This window comes from Acinetobacter sp. PFS20 (assembly GCF_052261015.1).
Taxonomy (GTDB): Bacteria; Pseudomonadota; Gammaproteobacteria; order Pseudomonadales; family Moraxellaceae; genus Acinetobacter.
In genome coordinates this window covers 600,857-618,662 of record NZ_JBPVZE010000001.1, presented here as the reverse complement: position 1 = coordinate 618,662, position 17,806 = coordinate 600,857, and the positions used below count along the sequence as shown (strand labels likewise).

At 38.8% G+C, this 17,806-nt stretch carries 15 protein-coding genes; 10 read left to right on the top strand and 5 right to left on the bottom strand.

What is annotated here, in order from left to right; genetic code table 11:
• The first annotated feature begins 77 nt into the window (after positions 1–77).
• The 4 genes from ACS125_RS03000 (at position 78) to ACS125_RS02985 (ending at position 5,126) form a co-directional block, all read left to right on the top strand.
• The gene (locus ACS125_RS03000; protein ID WP_004790008.1) at positions 78–410 is read left to right on the top strand and encodes a DUF485 domain-containing protein; all 333 of its coding nucleotides are present in this window, start codon (positions 78–80) and stop codon (positions 408–410) included.
• A 1-nt stretch (position 411) separates the two neighbouring features.
• Positions 412–2,127: a cation acetate symporter gene (locus ACS125_RS02995; RefSeq protein ID WP_151963780.1), complete on the top strand. Its 1,716-nt coding sequence runs from the start codon at positions 412–414 to the stop codon at positions 2,125–2,127.
• 171 nt (positions 2,128–2,298) lie between these two features.
• Entirely contained in the window at positions 2,299–2,991 is a 693-nt protein-coding gene (locus ACS125_RS02990) for an ion channel (protein WP_213066418.1), read from the top strand.
• 167 nt (positions 2,992–3,158) lie between these two features.
• Positions 3,159–5,126, top strand: coding sequence for a BCCT family transporter (locus ACS125_RS02985; RefSeq protein ID WP_443270453.1), 1,968 nt, complete (start codon positions 3,159–3,161; stop codon positions 5,124–5,126).
• A gap of 62 nt (positions 5,127–5,188) precedes the next feature.
• Here the strand turns inward: ACS125_RS02985 and omp33-36 are convergent, their stop codons facing one another.
• Positions 5,189–6,070, bottom strand: coding sequence for a porin Omp33-36 (omp33-36, locus tag ACS125_RS02980; RefSeq protein WP_111855183.1), 882 nt, complete (start codon positions 6,068–6,070; stop codon positions 5,189–5,191).
• Between the two features lie 1,005 nt (positions 6,071–7,075).
• Between omp33-36 and ACS125_RS02975 the strand changes: the two genes are divergently transcribed.
• A complete protein-coding gene (locus ACS125_RS02975) occupies positions 7,076–8,785 on the top strand; it encodes a GGDEF domain-containing protein (RefSeq protein WP_443270450.1) in 1,710 nt (569 codons plus the stop codon).
• Positions 8,786–8,823: 38 nt separating this feature from the next.
• On the opposite strand, the gene uvrA is transcribed toward ACS125_RS02975, so the two are convergent.
• Entirely contained in the window at positions 8,824–11,655 is a 2,832-nt protein-coding gene (gene uvrA, locus ACS125_RS02970; RefSeq protein ID WP_005300695.1) for an excinuclease ABC subunit UvrA, read from the bottom strand.
• Between the two features lie 297 nt (positions 11,656–11,952).
• On the opposite strand from uvrA, the gene ACS125_RS02965 reads away from it, so the two are divergent.
• From ACS125_RS02965 to ACS125_RS02950, 4 genes are all read left to right on the top strand, one after another.
• Positions 11,953–12,555, top strand: a complete 603-nt coding sequence (locus ACS125_RS02965; RefSeq protein WP_443270448.1) for a TetR/AcrR family transcriptional regulator — start codon at positions 11,953–11,955, stop codon at positions 12,553–12,555.
• 3 nt (positions 12,556–12,558) lie between these two features.
• Positions 12,559–13,536: a zinc-binding dehydrogenase gene (locus ACS125_RS02960; protein ID WP_312821244.1), complete on the top strand. Its 978-nt coding sequence runs from the start codon at positions 12,559–12,561 to the stop codon at positions 13,534–13,536.
• A gap of 66 nt (positions 13,537–13,602) precedes the next feature.
• Positions 13,603–13,956 carry a DUF1304 domain-containing protein gene (locus ACS125_RS02955; RefSeq protein ID WP_002053763.1) on the top strand — a complete coding sequence of 118 codons (354 nt, stop codon included), beginning with the start codon at positions 13,603–13,605 and terminating at the stop codon, positions 13,954–13,956.
• A gap of 52 nt (positions 13,957–14,008) precedes the next feature.
• Complete coding sequence (locus ACS125_RS02950; protein WP_416702849.1) at positions 14,009–14,350, top strand: GlpM family protein; 342 nt, start codon at positions 14,009–14,011, stop codon at positions 14,348–14,350.
• 42 nt (positions 14,351–14,392) lie between these two features.
• Here ACS125_RS02950 and ACS125_RS02945 read toward each other — a convergent pair whose 3' ends face one another.
• The 3 genes from ACS125_RS02945 to tenA all read right to left on the bottom strand — a co-directional run bounded on the left by ACS125_RS02945 (position 14,393) and on the right by tenA (position 16,414).
• Entirely contained in the window at positions 14,393–15,199 is an 807-nt protein-coding gene (locus ACS125_RS02945) for an SDR family NAD(P)-dependent oxidoreductase (RefSeq protein WP_443270445.1), read from the bottom strand.
• Between the two features lie 103 nt (positions 15,200–15,302).
• On the bottom strand, positions 15,303–15,674 hold the full coding sequence (locus tag ACS125_RS02940) for a MerR family transcriptional regulator (protein ID WP_049837507.1): 372 nt from the start codon (positions 15,672–15,674) through the stop codon (positions 15,303–15,305).
• Between the two features lie 65 nt (positions 15,675–15,739).
• Positions 15,740–16,414 (bottom strand): thiaminase II, encoded by a 675-nt coding sequence (tenA, locus tag ACS125_RS02935; RefSeq protein ID WP_004789986.1) that lies wholly within the window; start codon positions 16,412–16,414, stop codon positions 15,740–15,742.
• A 262-nt stretch (positions 16,415–16,676) separates the two neighbouring features.
• On the opposite strand from tenA, the gene ACS125_RS02930 reads away from it, so the two are divergent.
• Positions 16,677–17,759 carry a DUF475 domain-containing protein gene (locus ACS125_RS02930; protein ID WP_004789983.1) on the top strand — a complete coding sequence of 361 codons (1,083 nt, stop codon included), beginning with the start codon at positions 16,677–16,679 and terminating at the stop codon, positions 17,757–17,759.
• Positions 17,760–17,806: the final 47 nt, after the last annotated feature.

The following is a 17,806-nucleotide window of genomic DNA, read 5'->3' as shown; positions in this document are numbered from 1 at the left end:
TAATTTTGCTAACTTTAATCCTGAGAAACTATTATTAAAAAGTGGCCAAGGCTGGGCACAGGGCAAGGAGTTTGGTTATGGATCAGAACCAAGTAGAACAGATTCTACGCAATCCAAAGTTTCAAAAGATGGTCAAGAAAAAAAGTACATTAAGTTGGACGCTTACAATCATCATGTTAGTTCTTTATGTGGGTTTTATGCTGCTTGTTGGCTACAACAAAGAATTTTTGATGAGTTCATTTAGTGGTGGTGTAACGACATGGGGAATCCCACTAGGTTTAGGAATTATCGTTTTATCTTTCCTATTGTGTGGTGTGTATTCCTTTATCGCGAATAGTACCCTTGACCAGTTGAGTGAAGAAGCGTTGAAGGAAGTTGAAGCCATCACGCATGAGAAAGGACTACACTAATATGAAATGGAATTCATTAAAAGCGAAAGCTTTATTGGCAGCAGCATCGCTATATTCAACAGTGGCTATGGCAAGTCCGGACTTAGGTGAAGCTGAACAGCAAGCCACCAACTGGCATGCCATTATCATGTTTGTCATTTTTGTTGGTTTCACTTTGTTCATTACTAAGTGGGCTGCGAAGCAAACCCAATCAACACAAGATTTCTATACAGCAGGTGGTGGCATCAGCGGTTTCCAGAATGGTCTGGCAATTGCGGGTGACTATATGTCTGCTGCATCTTTCCTTGGTATTTCCGCACTAGTGTTTAGTTCAGGCTTTGATGGTTTGCTTTACTCGCTTGGGTTCATGGTAGGTTGGCCAATTGTTTTATTTTTGGTTGCAGAACGTTTGCGTAACCTAGGTAAATATAACCTTTCAGATGTGGTTTCATTCCGTCTTGAAGAGAAACCAGTACGTACTTTAGCTGCAGTCAGTTCACTTGTTGTCGTGGCATTCTATCTGATTGCCCAAATGGTAGGTGCGGGTCAGCTCATTAAATTACTATTTGGTTTGAACTACAACATTGCTGTAGTCATCGTTGGTCTATTGATGATGGCATACGTAATTTTTGGTGGCATGTTGGCAACAACATGGGTACAAATTATTAAAGCAGTCATGTTACTCAGTGGTGCAACCTTCATGGCATTCATGGTGATGAAAGCAGTTGGTTTCAGCTTCAGCAACATGTTTAGCCAATCAATTGAAGTTTTCAGTAAAGTACACGACATCAGCTTGGCCGATGCTTCAAAAATTATGGGGCCGGGTAAACTTGCGGCAAATCCAATTGATGCCTTGTCTCTAGGTTTGGCGTTGATGTTTGGTACAGCTGGTCTTCCACATATTCTTATGCGTTTCTTCACTGTAAAAGATGCAAAAGAAGCACGTAAATCGGTTGTGGTTGCAACAGGTTTTATTGGCTACTTCTACCTTTTAACTTTCATCATTGGTTTCGGTGCGATCCTTTTCGTATCAAACAATCCGCAATTCCTTGATGTTGCGAAAATGGCAGTAACAGGCAAACTTGAGCTTGTTGGTGGTAACAATATGGCAGCCGTGCATTTAAGTGACGCTTTAGGCGGTGACTTATTCATGGGCTTCATTTCAGCAGTAGCGTTTGCAACGATTCTTGCTGTTGTTGCTGGTTTAACACTTTCAGGTGCATCTGCAATCTCTCATGACTTATACGCTAACGTATTCAAGAAAGGCCAAACGACGCCTGCTTCTGAACTTCGTATGTCAAAAATTGCGACATTGGGCTTAGCAATCTTCGCTATGGTTTTGGGTATCTTGTTTGAGAAGCAAAACGTAGCATTCATGGTTGGTTTAGCGTTCTCTGTAGCTTGTTGTGCAAACTTCCCGATTCTTGTTCTTTCAATGTTCTGGAAAGGCTTAACGACTCGTGGAGCGGTTATTGGTGGTGTTGTTGGTCTTGTAACAGCAGTAGTACTCATTGTTCTTTCTAAAGCAGTTTGGGTAGATACTTTAAAAATCTCTGATACACCAATCAATCCGTTCAATGGTCCTGCATTATTTGCTATGCCATTGTCATTCCTTTGCTGTTGGTTGTTCTCGGTGACTGACAACTCTGCGCGTGCTAAAAAAGAGCGTGCTGCTTTCGATGCTCAATATGTTCGTTCAATGACAGGTATTGGTGCATCTGGTGCATCGGATCACTAAGATTAATATTGTTAGCTCATTCATTAAAAAGCCCTACGGGGCTTTTTTTATACTTATTTTATTTCCAATCTGGAATTTAGATATTAATAAAGAACAACTTGTTTGCCTGATTTTGTGTACAGTATTATTTGTTAACTCTCAAAAAAGCATAATGAAACAAGGAAAATAATAATGCGATCTATTATTGAGTTTTGGGCAAGTTTTCGCTTACTGCCTTCCGCATGGCTGTTACTGGTTCAGTTTATTTTATTGATTTTAGCCATGCTGACATTTGATAGTTTGCCTTACCGGACTTTAACCTGGTCATTAGGTGTTCTTGCTTTATTGTTGATTGCCAAAGTTATTCGCCAGACCCCGATGTTTACTTTTTTAGGCTTAACATTTGTGAGTGGTGCAATTCTGTCATCAGTACTGATTGTGTTGGGATATAGCAATTTATATATTCAGTTATTTGCCCATAGCTGCGAAGCTCTGGCCTATTTTTCGGCAGCTTATGGTTTATTTCGTTATATGTTCGCTGACCGATATTTAACAAGAGATGAACTATTTGCGGCAGCAGCAGTCTTTACACTGATTGCATGGGGTTTTGCATTTTTATACAACATTTGCCAGCTCGTTTTTCCTTATAGCTTTCAAAATCCAAATAATCCCCATGCCTTCCAGACTTGGCTAGATTTACTCTTTCTCAGCTTTAGCTTGCAGTCTGCTACAGGCTTATCCGACCTCATGCCAATCACTCCACCAGCGCGTGTTTTAGCCATGCTGCAAATGTTCTGTGGAGTCATGTATTTAGCTTTAATCGTAACTCGCCTAATCGCTTTACAATATATTACCCACCTCCCTAAAAAAAATTCAGATAAATAATGGAGGAGGTGTTTTAATTTATTTACACCTTTGTAACTGCAATATTCTTTAAGTTTATTTAGAGTGTTATCGGCTTTCTCTATTGAAAGATTTAACTTTGTTCATTCCGTGAATATCTCTAGGGGCTTAATGCCTGTCATTTTTCATTAAAATAACATGGAGGAGTTATGCCTTCCAAACAACCAGGTTGGTTTGCAAACGTTAATCCTAACGTATTTTTTGGTACGGTCATCATTATTGCTTTATTTTTAGCAGTGGTTGTGATTGCTCCGAGTTCTTTTGAACTTTTAACACAGCAATTAAAACAGTGGATTACTGATTCATTTAGCTGGTTCTATGTTTTATCTGTTGCCTTCTTTCTCATTTTATTGATTTATATCGCCTGTTCATCAATAGGTCGAATTAAATTAGGACCAGATCATAGTCAGCCTGAATATAATAATGGATCTTGGTTCGCCATGTTGTTTACAGCAGGGATGGGGATTGGGTTGATGTTCTTCGGCGTTGCCGAACCTGTCATGCACTATGTTAATCCACCAAGTGGGGATGCTCAGACTATTGATGCTGCACAGCAAGCATTAAGAGTTACTTTTTTCCATTGGGGCTTACATGCTTGGGCAATTTATGCCGTAGTCGGATTATCTCTAGCCTATTTTGCATATCGACATAATTTACCTTTAAAGACCCGTTCAGCCCTATATCCGCTCATTGGTAAAAAGATTTATGGGCCATTGGGAGATAGCATCGATATTTTCGCGACCATTGGTACGGTATTTGGTGTAGCGACTTCTCTCGGGTTTGGTGTCACTCAGATTAACTCTGGTTTACATTATCTTTTAGGTATAGAACAAAGCACTCATATACAGATTATTTTAATTGTCGTGGTGAGTATTTTGGCTTCTTTATCGGTCTTTTTAGGTCTAGATAAAGGGGTAAAACGCCTATCAGAATTAAATCTGATTTTAGCTGTTATTTTGCTAACGTTTGTTTTCATTTGTGGGCCAAGCATTTATTTGCTTCAAACGACAATTCAAAACACAGGTCAGTATTTTGCTAATTTATTTACAATGACCTTCAACCTTTATGCTTACCAACCGAATGGCTGGATAGGTGGTTGGACAATTTTGTATTGGGCTTGGTGGATTTCATGGTCACCATTTGTGGGTATGTTTATCGCGCGTGTTTCACGTGGTCGCACCATTCGAGAATTCATTGTTGGTGTTTTACTCATCCCGACAGGTTTTACCATTATCTGGATGGGCTTTTTAGGAAATGCCGCCTTATTTAGCATTATCCATGAACACCAAACAACATTAATTCAGGCTGTTCAGCAAGATTCTTCAGTTGCACTCTTTGAGTTTTTAGGCCACTTGCCGTTGTCAGGTGTTATGAATGTTTTAGCCACCCTTTTGGTTATTCTTTTCTTTGTGACGTCTGCCGACTCTGGCGCCTTGGTAACGGATTATTTAACGTCAAAAACGGATAATTCACCTACTTGGCAACGTTTGTTCTGGACGGTGCTGATGGCTGTGCTCGCAATTATTTTATTGCTAGTCGGTGGTTTAGCTGCGTTACAGTCTTCAATTATTATGAGTGCATTGCCATTTACTGTGGTCATGCTTTTAATGAGTTGGGGATTAATAAAAGCATTGCATCTTGATGTCACCAAAATGACAGCTATTCAAGAAGCACGCATTACACCACGTGCGATTCATAATCCACGGAGCTGGCAACAGCGTCTAGGATTAATCATGCACTATCCTCATAATGAAGAAGAAGTAAGAGAATATATTGAAAAGCAAGTAAGTCGTGCATTTGAAAATATCAAACATGAATTTAGACGCCGTCACTTAGAAGTTTCAATTACTCAACTTGAAGATGGAATGCAACTTCGTGTGGACCATCACAATGAAATTAATTTTATTTATAAAGTTGTTTCACGTGAAACAGTACCGCCAAGTTTTTTAATTGGGCGTACTGAAGCTGAAGATGGACAATATTTCCAAGCTGAAGTCTTTTTAAGAGAGGGCGGGCAAAATTATGATGTGATGGATTGGACGCAAGAAGATTTAATTCAAGACATTATTGATCAATATGAACGTCATCTGTACTTCTTAAATATTGTGCGAAGCTAATATTTAGGTATAAAAAAAGGACTCAATTGAGTCCTTTTTTTTAATTCGATTTCTAAATTAAATTAGAAACGGAATTTAGCATTTAAGCCGATAGTTTGTGTATCACGTGGGTTGCCATCTTTCGCATTTGCTTTAACGAAGTCAGCACCAACTGCTACAGCTGGAGTGATGAAGTATTGAGTGTGACCACCCCAAACATGGTCGTAACCAGAATTAAATGCAGATACATCAGCAAAAGATGCGCCAACACTTAATTTAGGAGTTACGTAAAGGTCAGTTTTCATACCGTAAGCATTGTCTTCAGCAAATACGCCAAATGCTTCAAAACCAATAGCCATATTCGTACCATCGATGTTGCCAACGTATTTAGTACGAGCAGTTACAGCATCTTGTTTTTCATCAATAGCAACTGATTCACCAACTGCTTTAGCGATTCCGTATTTATTTACACCGAAAGCATCTAAAGAAATTTGATCTGCAACACTTGTATAACCAACAGCAACTAAGAAGTTAGGTAACAACATTGCACCAGCTTCTAATGCATAACGGTCACCGTTGTCATCACTTACGCCATCTTTAAAATCATTAATAGTGTGGTTGTAAGATGCGCTAGCATAAACTGGTAAGTAAGGAGTTGGAAGGTATGCTTCACCCTTAACGCCATAAGTATGAGATTCAACGTTTACAGTGTCTTTCTCATCATATTTGATATAGTTATAAGCAACAGAAACGTTAGATGCTTGGTTTAAGAAAGCTGCTTCAGCTAAAGGACCTTTAGAAGCATCAACATTTTTTAAATAATAAGTACCTTGTGCAGTACCAGTGAAGTTTTTATCGTTTGCAGTTGTGTCAACATATTCAGATTGACCTTGAACTTCAAATTGATAAGCATGAGCACCGGTCATGGCTAATAGTACAGCAGTGGCTAAACCAAGTTTTTTCATAATCATTTCCAGCAATAACAAGAGATAAAGCTGGGGTCATTGTATTGTAACAATTTATGAAGTCAATAATGAAAAAAAGGAATGTTAAAGATATTTGACACTTATGTTAAAATTGGTGAAAAAATAATCAAATGAAAAGTAAATTGTCAACCTGATAAAAAAATGAACATTTACAAGAGACTAATAATTATATTTCATAATGAATTTAGAAATAAATGTTTAAAAGTTATTACATTTATGATTGGAAAAAATGATTAATATGATCGGTTTTAACATTAAGTAAATTGTAGAGTTGCTTACATGTTGAGTAGAAATTCACCAATTTATTATCATATTCATACTATTTTGAGGATTAGTTAACAATATTTAGATTAGTTTAACTAAAAAATTTAACTATTTTTAATTATTATATAAGTGAATAAAATAAAAGAAATCTCTATTTTAAGTTGAAAAATCGATTAAATTTTGAATTCTGATTAATTTAATCGACTTTACAAAAGTAGAGATAAATCACATAATTCAATCGCAAAGTTCACTGCCTAACGTTTTTAGGATTTAAAGTGCTTTCCCAGATACGATGTGTGTATCACATCAGATTTTACGAGCTCAGCTTTCCCCAAGGTTGAGCTTTTTTTTTATCTATAAGAAAATCTTAAAATTATAAGAAAATTTATATGAACTTTATTGGAAAATAATAGAACAAAAAGAACCCAGCTTAAAGCTGGGCAGTGGATGCTGGGAGAAGCGCATCCAAGAGGATAACTAGATATGTTTATTATCATTGCTAAAAATTTTTAATCTGTAAAATAGAGTTTTTTTATAAAAATCATTTAATTTTTCGATACTATTTATTTAAGCTTACTAAAATCTAGAAGCCGTATAATTATTAAAAGAGAAATGAAGGTTTTATTGATGAAATTCTAGTTATTAAAATGCTAGGATGGATTTAAGCCTAATTTATATCGTATTAAAAATGGCAGGACATTTACGGAGTACCAGCTAGAAATGTCAGGATTACGTTCAGAGCATATTAGTAATCGACTGTTCTTTTTTATGCTGGTTATTATTTTGTCCTTATTATTCATGGCTGTACCGCTTATTGTGGGGAGCTATCAGGATTATATAAAAACTAGACAAGCCTTAGCCGAAATAAAAAGTTTAAGAGCAGTAGCAGATATTGCCTATAAAATTTCTAAGGAGCGCGCTCCTGCCAATAAGATGATGTCGAGCAGTCCTAGTGATTTATTAAAGAATCAGCAAGAATTAAAAAAGTTTCGTTTAATTGTTGATGCGCAAATTGATACAAGCATTCTTATCTTAAAACAAGCAGGCTATGTTTCATTAGCAAATGAGCTGCAAACCAATTTCAAAGAAAATCTTAGACAAGCCCGACGTGTCGTTGATTATTACGGTGAAACTCCCTATGGAGCCAGGACTTCCGTTCAAATGGATAACGCTATTTTAGGGATGTTTGGAGTCTGGGATCATTGCAGGGAAATACTGCAAAAACTGATGTTGCAGTTAAAAAGTAAAGATAGCCGTATTTCTAATTACTTTACGCTCATTATAGTTCTAACCGATATGCGCGATCAGGCGGGACGGATGGCGTCTAATATTATTGCTCCTGTGAGCTTTAATGAAGAAATTCCAAGTAATAATCGTGCGCGCTCTCTACAAACTCAGCATCAATCTAGATATTTATGGATTTTGGTTGATACCTTGCAGCCTGAACAGGCAAAGACCCCTGAATACCGTCGGTTATATGCCCGAGTGAAATCAGAATTTATAGATAAAGGTATTCCGATTGTTCAAAACCTATTAGAAGAAAGCCAAAAAGGGGAGCCATATGATTTAAATGGCACCCAATTGACAGATGCAATCGTGGGTAAATTTACCACTGTGGTTGATTTGCAAAGTTATATTCTTGATGAAAGTGTCGTGATTGCAACTCAAGAAAATGTAATTGCTCGAAATGGTTTTCTTTTAACTTTATTAATATCTTTAATTTCTTTAGCCACAGCGTTACTTACGCTGAATTATGCACAAAGAAGGGTATTTTCTCCTTTAATAAAAGCAAGAACTTTAATTTTAGATTTATCGCGTAGTTCTAATCATTGGACAGATGAGATGAATATGACAACCAAAGGTGAATTCCTTTCCCTGTTTGAAGCGATTGATCGATTACAGCGTATGTTGCAGCAGCGCGATGCTTTTGAATTCCAATTAAAGAATATTGCCAATACAGATCCATTAACTGGTGTGTCCAACCGTCTAGCTTTATCTGAATATTTAAAAATTGTTGAAAGTTACCCTCAAAAATTTACGCAAACGTGTTTAATGATTATAGATATTGATCGTTTTAAACAGGTGAATGACCAATATGGGCATATTGTAGGCGACCATGTTATTGTGAATATTGCCGAGCAGTTAAAGCAAAATATTCGAAGTTCAGATTTAATTGTTCGTTATGGCGGAGATGAGTTTTTAATATTATTAGAACAGGTGCAATTTGTAGATGCCCGTCTTTTAGCAGAGAAAATTCGAATGGCGATTTCTTTAGAAGAGATTTGTTTATCTGGTTCCGATGAAAAATTGCATGTGTCTGTGAGTATTGGTTTTGCCATAGGCGCGGCGAGTTGGATAGAGCTTTTAGAGCAAGCTGACCGTTCTTTATTAAGAGCTAAGGCCCGAGGTCGGAATGCAGTTGAGGGGTAAAAAAGCCGGAAATGAGTTCCGGCTTTTTATTCAATAAATTACTTCAACATCGGTTTCAAGAAACGACCTGTATGGGAAATCTCAACCTCAGCCACTTGTTCAGGTGTGCCTTCGGCAATGATCATACCACCGCCTGAACCACCTTCAGGACCTAAGTCCACAACCCAGTCCGCTGTTTTAATCACATCAAGGTTATGTTCAATCACCACAATGGTATTACCCTTGTTGCGTAGTTCATGCAAAATGTCGAGCAACTTGGCAATATCGTGGAAATGTAGACCTGTTGTCGGTTCATCCAAGATATATAAAGTTTTACCCGTATCTCGTTTTGCTAACTCACGCGCTAGTTTTACACGTTGCGCTTCACCACCAGATAAGGTCGTAGCAGCTTGACCTAAACGAATATAACCTAAGCCCACCTGAGTTAAAGTTTCTAAGCGGCGGTGGATGACTGGAATTGCACTAAAGAACTCAGCAGCATCTTCAACCGTCATTTCTAAAACATCAGAAATGTTTTTGCCTTTATAGCCCACTTCAAGCGTTTCACGGTTATAACGTTTGCCATGACATGCATCGCAAGGCACATACATATCTGGTAAGAAGTGCATCGCGACCTTAATCATGCCGTCGCCTTCACAGGCTTCACAGCGTCCGCCTTTCACGTTAAATGAGAAACGGCCTGCACTATAACCACGTGCTTTTGCCTCTGGCGTTTGAGCAAACAACTCACGGATTGGCGTAAATAGTCCTGTGTACGTTGCAGGGTTAGAACGTGGCGTGCGTCCAATTGGGCTTTGGTCAATATCAACAACTTTATCTAGATGTTGTAGACCATCAATTGAGTCAAACTTCTCGGCTGTTAATGTAGTTGCACCATTGAGCTGTGTTGCAGCTAATGGAAGCAAAGTACGGTTAATCAGTGTCGATTTACCCGAACCTGAAACGCCAGTCACACAAGTCATAATGCCGAGTGGAATTTTTAAATCGACATTTTTAAGGTTATGACCACTTGCACCAGAAAGTTTAATGAATTCATCTGGGCGTGGTGATTGAGTCCGTTGTTTTGGTATTTCAATTTTGAGCTTGCCTGAAAGATATTGACCTGTGAGTGAGTCAGCATGGTTAGCCAATTCATCATAAGTTCCTTCGGCAATAATCACGCCACCATGTATCCCAGCTCCCGGACCGATATCGATAATATGGTCGGCTGCACGAATAGCATCTTCATCGTGTTCAACGACTAATACCGTATTACCTAAATCACGTAAGCGAATCAGCGTTTGTAATAAACGATCATTATCGCGTTGATGCAAGCCAATAGATGGTTCATCAAGGACATACATGACGCCCATCAAGCCTGCACCAATTTGTGAGGCTAAACGGATACGCTGTGCTTCACCACCCGATAACGTTTCGGCAGAACGAGCTAAACTTAAATAGTTAAGTCCAACACTCACCAAGAAATGTAAACGCTCTCGAATCTCTTTAAAGATTTTATCGGCGATTTCACCTTTAGCACCTTCAAGATTTAAATCTTGATAATAACTTTCAGCATCACCAATCGACATGCGGGTAATGTCGGCAATCGTTTTATCTTTAACGCGAACATGGCGTGAAATTTCATTTAGACGTGAACCATCACATGCATCACACGCTGCATTAGAAAGATATTGAGCTAAATCATCTCGTACATAGTTACTTTCAGTCTCACGATAACGACGTTCAAGGTGAGGCAAAATTCCTTCAAATGGTTGTACACGAGTGTGTTTACGACCACGTTCGTCGATATAGCTTAAATCGACTTTTTCTTTACCTGTACCTTGTAAGAATTTCTTTTGAGTATCTTTATCGAGCTGGTTCCAAGGCGTATCAAGTTGAAAACCAAAATGATCTGCAACTTTTTGCAGCATCGAATAATAATATGGGCGCTGGCGATCCCATCCACGGATCGCACCTTCACTAATCGCAAGATCAGGATTTGGAATCAGCTTTTCAGAACTAAAATGACTGCGTGTACCTAAACCATCACAAACAGGGCAGGCACCAAACGGGTTGTTGAATGAAAACAAACGTGGCTCAAGCTCTGCAACTGCGCGATCACATTCAGGGCATGAGTGTTTGGCAGAAAAAACGCGATCAGGATGTTCGCCATTCATCCATGACAAAACGGCAATATCGCCACCTAAACGCAGTGCTGTTTCAAATGATTCCGCAATACGGTTACCTAAATCTTCACGTACTTTAAAGCGGTCAACGACAACTTCGATGGTATGCTTTTTCTTTTTGTCGAGCTCGGGTGGCGTATCAATATCAATGATTTCACCATCAACACGGGCACGAACAAAACCTTGGCCTTGTAGTTGTTCGAACAGGTTACTGTATTCACCTTTACGCTCACGAACGACAGGGGCAAGCAACATGAGTGCTGTGCCTTCTTCAAGTGTTTTTACCGCATCAACCATTTCAGAAATAGTTTGCGCAACCATCGGCAAGTCGTGTTCAGGGCAATATGGTGTACCGACACGTGCATAAAGCAAACGCAAATAGTCATAAATTTCGGTAATCGTACCAACCGTTGAACGTGGGTTATGACTGGTAGATTTTTGCTCAATGGCAATCGCTGGAGATAAACCTTCAATCGAGTCGACTTCTGGCTTTTCCATTTGCGATAAAAACTGGCGAGCATAGGCCGAAAGTGATTCGACATAACGGCGTTGTCCTTCGGCGTACAGGGTATCGAAGGCAAGAGAAGATTTTCCTGAACCTGATAACCCCGTAATTACCACAAACTTATCGCGTGGAATATCGAGAGACACATTTTTTAAATTATGGGTACGTGCGCCTCGAATACGGATATGACTTTGGCTCATAAAACATCTCAATTATGTATTAATGAAAATTTAGGTGTTGTTTTGATTAGCACAGGGAGATGTGGCTATTTATAAACAACAGACCCTATATATGATAACGATTTAAAATTGTTCAAGTGGTACAAAATGATTTAAAGCGACAAATTGTGACGGTTAAACGACAATCGACAAAATTTGTTTAAATAAGCAGGTTGTATTTTTAACATTCCTTTCTTTTGATTTCTACTTCTTAGCAAATTTTATTGAGCAACATAATTTTACTAGACGACTGGTCTAATAGTGGAGTATGGTGTCTGCATGAAACGATTAAATAAAAGCGAAACCACGCGACAACATATTTTGGATACCAGCTTTGAGCTGGTATTACACAAAGGATTTGTCGGTGTTGGTTTGCAAGAAATTTTAAAGACGTGTGACGTACCCAAAGGTTCGTTCTATCACTACTTTGCTTCGAAAGAGGCGTTTGGCTGTGCCTTGCTAGAGCAATACATGGCTAATTATAAAGTTCGTATGGAACAACTTTGGCAGCACAGTGAACAAAGTGCCTATGCCCGTTTAATGGCATTGTGGCAGGCGTGGATTGATGATCCGGTATATGGCAGCTGGGCTGAAAATTGCTTGATTGTGAAATTGGCGGCAGAGGTTTCTGATTTGTCGGAAGATATGCGTCAAATTCTCAATGACGGTGTGTACAAATTAACCCAGCGTCTGGCTTTGCTGCTTAAGGAAGGCCAACAAGAAGGATCAATTCCAAAACATATTGAGCCTTTAAAAACTGCGCAAGTCATGTATCAGTTATGGTTAGGTGCAGCTTTACTCACAAAATTGTCGCAAGACAAAGCACATCTACATCTAGCTTTAGAAACAACCCAAAAACTCTTAAAACCGATAGAGGAATAAAGAATGCGAAGTATTATCCATGGTAATTTTGGCGAACCTGTAGACGTTTTAGAGCAGGCGGATATGCCAAAGCCCGAACCAAAAGCAGGCGAAGTTCGTATTAAAACGATTATGTCTCCAATGCATAATCATGATGTATGGACAGTACGAGGAAGCTATGGCTACAAGCCAACTTTACCTGCGATTGGTGGTAGTGAAGCCGTTGGTATTGTTGATGCATTGGGTGAAGGTGTTACTCATGTACAAGTAGGTCAACGTATTGCAGTGGCATCTGTGCATGGTAGCTGGGCTGAATATTTTATTGCACCAGCGCAAGGACTTATTCCGCTCAATAATGAAATTGATGATGAAACAGCAGCACAGCTGATCGGTATGCCAATTAGTGCCCTCATGCTATTGGACTTTGTAAATGTTCAACCGGGTCAATGGCTCATTCAAAACACGGCGAATGGTGCAGTAGGTAAAACAGTTGCGATGATTGCGCAGGCACGTGGCTTACCTGTGATTAATTTGGTTCGTCGTACTGATGCGATTGCCGAGATGCAAGCCTTAGGTATTCAACATGTTGTTGCAACCGATCAGCCTAATTGGAAAGAACAGGTTAAACAGATTCACGGTGACCAACCTCTTATTGCGGGTGTGGACTCGATTGGTGGCAGCGCCAGTGGTGAAATGCTAAATCTACTCAGTGAAAATAGCCTGCTCGTTTCGTTTGGTAGTATGACTGGTGAAACCATGCAGATTTCATCGGGTGATTTAATTTTCAAACAAGCGACGGTAAAAGGTTTCTGGGCAAGTGTGGTCAACAAAGAAATGCCAGCCGCTCGTAAAAAGGAACTGATTGTTGAGCTATTAACGTTAGCAACTCAGAAAAAATTAATCTTACCTGTAGAAGGCGTATTTAGTTTTGATGAGATCAAAACAGCTGCTCAAAGAGCAACGCAAGGTGCTCGCCAAGGCAAAGTATTGTTAAAGCCATAAAAAACTAAAAGATCAGTCGAGAGACTGATCTTTTTTTCATATCTTTAAAATAAAAAGGAAAATTGTATGATCGGACAAATATTCATTGCGCTTATTGCCATATTACATGTCTATATTTTAGTGTTAGAGATGTTTTTGTGGGACAAGCCTTATGGCATGAAAGCATTTGGAAATAATGCAGAGAAAGCAAAACTCACCAAAGTGATGGCACAGAACCAAGGTCTTTATAATGGTTTTTTAGCAGCGGGTTTGTTTTGGTCTTTATTGGCTGATGCACCGTTTGCGACATCAATTGCCAACTTCTTTTTAGGCTGTGTACTCATTGCAGGTATCTATGGTGGTCTGACTGCGAGTAAAAAGATTATTTATATTCAGGCAGTTCCAGCATTAATTGCTTTAGTCGCTGTTAATTTTCTCTGAAAAGCGCACAATACTGCGTTTTGCTATGGAAATGGCCAGATAGGATCAGCGCATGTGGGCTCTATTTTTAAAGTGTATGTTGGGGGCTGGGGTTGTCCTTATTATTTCGGTTTTATCGAAAAGTAAGGCATTTTATATTGCGGGTTTAGTTCCACTTTTTCCTACATTTGCCTTGATTGCTCACGTGATTGTCTATCAACAAAAAGGGGCTGAGGCTTTACAAAAGACGGCTCTATTTGGTCTATGGTCACTTATTCCCTATGCCATTTATTTAGTCGCTGTTTATGTGCTGGCAACACGGATGTCGATGTGGTCTTGTCTAGGATTGGCAACCCTTTGTTGGGTGGTCGCTGCGGCAGGTTTAATTTATGGCTGGCAGCTATTTCAGCATTAAAAGATTAAGAGAAATCCCTTAATCTTTTAAATTGAAGCATTTTTATAATGTTTCAATAACACGGGTTTTGAGCATGCCTTCAACTAAATGAATCATCTTTTGGCGAGAAAGAATTCGAGGTAATTGAGACGTTAAATAATTGCTACATCCCACCACAACCGTTGCTTTATTTTTATCTAATGCTCGAACTGTAGCAGAGACAACATCATCTACCGTAGAGCTTTTCATGCCACTCGTATCTGCATTTGCCACCTGAGTAAAATTGGTTTCGGTATTGCCTGGACAAACTGCCAGAAATTTAACACCCGAAGATGCATATTCCCCTGCAAGCGCTTCAGTAAACTGCAATACGTACGATTTAGTTGCACCATAGACGGCAATATAAGGTAACGGCTGGAACGCACCTGTCGATGAAATATTAATCATGATGCCTTTTTTGTTCGCAAGCATGTGGGGCAAAAATAGATAACATAAAGACGTTACGCTGCTGATATTAAGCGTGATCATTTCTTGATAGATCGATACAGATTGATCTAGAAATTTTGTCCATTTTCCAAAACCGGCGTTGTTAATTAAAATTTCTACCGATAATTTTCGAGCTTGTACTTCATCAAATAAGCTTTGAGCTGAATTGGGTTGAGCTAAATCTAAAACGATCACCTCAACATTCACGTTGTATTTTTTTCTAAGTTCATCGGCTAAATCATTTAGTTTTTGCTCAGAGCGTGCTGTTAAAATTAAATGAATTCCTAAAGATGCAAATTCTTGAGCATAGGCTTTGCCTATTCCTGAAGATGCGCCTGTAATTAATGCTGTTGAGTTTTTAAATAAAGAAAGATGCGCACTCATTTTATTGGTCCGTAATAAAAGAAGTCATTACGATAAACCTTGTCCCTAAGGGCAGAGTCAAGCACTCATTTTGAAAGCTATTTCCAGATTTTAACCAGCTGTTTTAGGCAGAAATCTTATTGGTAATATAAGTCTGAATAATCTCATCTTCCAGTTCTTTTAAATCTTCTTGTAAACGGTTTAACGCTTTTTTCTGCTCAATAATTTGTTGGTTCTTTTTTTGAATAAGCTGCTGTGCAATTTCTACAGGAAAGCGATTATTTTTATATTTTAAAGCTGACAGGTCATAAAGCTCAGAAAGGCTAAATCCAACAGCTTGTGCAAGGCGGATCATCTTAACTGATTTAACATCAATCTCTTCATAAATACGATAATTGCCTTTTCTTTTTGCGACTGGTAGCAAGCCTAATTTTTCATAATGCCGAATGGCTTTAGGAGTGGCCCCTGTTAAAGATGCTAATTCGCCGATATACATATTTATCTCGCATTTTATTAAAAACGGTCAGCAGATTGAACGATCTGACCGGTTCTTTTGAAGTTTTAAATATGGTCTAAACCTAGCCATTGTCTTTGGTGGTAGGCGCTATCCCAAAATAACCATTCAAGTTTTGCACCCATGGTATACGCGGCATGCATTTTCTCTAAAGTGTCTGCATCACAACGTGCGGCAACCTTGTCTACCGTCGCAATCACATTACGAACGGCTATATGGAATTCTTCGCCTGCATAGGTATCAATCCATGCTTGATAAGGGTTATTAGGAATTGATTTATCTACAATATCCTTACCAACTTCAGCATAAATCCAGAAGCAAGGTAACAGTGCAGCGAGTACGACAGGGTAGCTTTCAGACCAAGCTGTTGCTGTTAAAAATGAAGTGTAGTGGTGACCTGCCAAAGTGAGTGGCGTATTTTTAAATTCTTCTTTAGTTACCCCAAAGTTTTTCATGAAGTCATCATGCAAACTACGCTCCACCACAATCGCAATTTTAGCTGCATCTGAAAATTGCATAATATCGTCAGCCTCGAACGCTTTTGCTGCCGCCACCGCAAGTACGCGACCATAGGCCACTAAATATTGAGCATCTTGAATCACATAATGACAAAAAGCTTCTTTATCTAAAGTACCGTTAGCAAGTTCCTGATTAAAAGGCAGGTCGAGAATTTTTTGATATAAATTTAAATTACGTTGCCAGAGTTCTTGAGAAAAAAGCATAAAATCATTCCATTTAAAATAAGACAGCTGAACCAGATTTTAAATCAATTTTAAAATACAAAAATAATAATGATAGATATATCGCAAGAAAATATTTAATACGATTAACAAGTTAATTAAAGATTATAAATTTCTTTATTAAACAGAGAGATAAAGTAACTGGAATAACGGCACAAAACAACATCGTTTTGTGGTTAATTATCGATATAATAGCCGCGGTTTTAAGAAAGATTAAATTTAGTTCTTGGTATAGGTCTGATCCATGAAGCATTTCCGATTTTCGATATTTTTTACGGTGGTGTGTTTAGCACTATCCGCGTATTGGGGTTTTACCCATGGACCTGAAGCTGGCGTGTCTACCATGCTTAAAGCTTTAACAATTACAGCGATTTTAGCGGTAATGGAGGTCTCTTTATCTTTTGACAATGCTGTCGTGAATGCATCGGTTCTACGTAATTGGGATCCGTTCTGGAAAATGATCTTTTTAACGGTCGGTATTTTAATCGCCGTTTTTGGTATGCGTCTGATTTTCCCTGTCGTGATTGTTGCTGTAACTGCTGATATGGGTGTTATTGAAGTGGCAAAATTGGCACTCAATGATCCGAAAACTTATTCTGAACGCTTAATGGCACACCACGCTGAAATTTCAGCGTTTGGTGGAACATTCTTATTATTGGTTTTCTTAAACTTCTTCTTTGATGATGAGAAAGAAACGCATTGGTTTAGATGGCTTGAAACTAAACTTTCAAGTTTAGCTAGCGTACCTGCAATGTCTGTTTTTATTGCTTTGATCGCTTTAATTGTGATGGCAGGTTATGTAGATGACCACCAACGTTTAGCAGTGACCATGGCCGGTATTTGGGGCATTGTGGTTTACATTGGCGTTGAAGTATTAAGTCATTTGTTAGGTGGTGAGCCTGAAATTGATGAAAATGGTAATGCTGTATTACAAGATGGCTCAGGTGCTGCGTCGGGTGTGGTGAAAGCGGGTATCGGTGGTTTCTTATATCTTGAAGTATTAGATGCATCATTCAGTTTTGACGGTGTGATCGGTGCTTTTGCAATTACCAGCGACGTTGTTGTAATTATGCTCGGTCTTGCAATCGGCGCTATTTTTGTCCGTTCGATGACTGTTTATCTTGTTGAAAAAGGCACGCTAGATGCTTATGTGTTCTTAGAGCATGGTGCGCATTACGCAATTGGTGCTTTAGCATTCATTATGATTGCAAGTGGTACAGGTGTACATGTACCTGAAGTTGTCACTGGTTTAATTGGTGTAGCGTTTATTGTGTGGGCTGTTATTGCTTCAATTCAATATTCGAAGCGCGAGCAACAGTCGCCTTAAGCTAATTTTCAGTAAAGTTCGATAGAATAAAGAGGCTGAATGCCTCT

Coding starts and splice junctions, on each gene's coding strand:
- ACS125_RS03000 (WP_004790008.1), top strand. CDS start 78: ATGGATCAGAACCAAGTAGAACAGATTCTACGCAATCCAAAGTTTCAA.
- ACS125_RS02995 (WP_151963780.1), top strand. CDS start 412: ATGAAATGGAATTCATTAAAAGCGAAAGCTTTATTGGCAGCAGCATCG.
- ACS125_RS02990 (WP_213066418.1), top strand. CDS start 2,299: ATGCGATCTATTATTGAGTTTTGGGCAAGTTTTCGCTTACTGCCTTCC.
- ACS125_RS02985 (WP_443270453.1), top strand. CDS start 3,159: ATGCCTTCCAAACAACCAGGTTGGTTTGCAAACGTTAATCCTAACGTA.
- omp33-36 (WP_111855183.1), bottom strand. CDS start 6,070: ATGAAAAAACTTGGTTTAGCCACTGCTGTACTATTAGCCATGACCGGT.
- ACS125_RS02975 (WP_443270450.1), top strand. CDS start 7,076: ATGTCAGGATTACGTTCAGAGCATATTAGTAATCGACTGTTCTTTTTT.
- uvrA (WP_005300695.1), bottom strand. CDS start 11,655: ATGAGCCAAAGTCATATCCGTATTCGAGGCGCACGTACCCATAATTTA.
- ACS125_RS02965 (WP_443270448.1), top strand. CDS start 11,953: ATGAAACGATTAAATAAAAGCGAAACCACGCGACAACATATTTTGGAT.
- ACS125_RS02960 (WP_312821244.1), top strand. CDS start 12,559: ATGCGAAGTATTATCCATGGTAATTTTGGCGAACCTGTAGACGTTTTA.
- ACS125_RS02955 (WP_002053763.1), top strand. CDS start 13,603: ATGATCGGACAAATATTCATTGCGCTTATTGCCATATTACATGTCTAT.
- ACS125_RS02950 (WP_416702849.1), top strand. CDS start 14,009: ATGTGGGCTCTATTTTTAAAGTGTATGTTGGGGGCTGGGGTTGTCCTT.
- ACS125_RS02945 (WP_443270445.1), bottom strand. CDS start 15,199: ATGAGTGCGCATCTTTCTTTATTTAAAAACTCAACAGCATTAATTACA.
- ACS125_RS02940 (WP_049837507.1), bottom strand. CDS start 15,674: ATGTATATCGGCGAATTAGCATCTTTAACAGGGGCCACTCCTAAAGCC.
- tenA (WP_004789986.1), bottom strand. CDS start 16,414: ATGCTTTTTTCTCAAGAACTCTGGCAACGTAATTTAAATTTATATCAA.
- ACS125_RS02930 (WP_004789983.1), top strand. CDS start 16,677: ATGAAGCATTTCCGATTTTCGATATTTTTTACGGTGGTGTGTTTAGCA.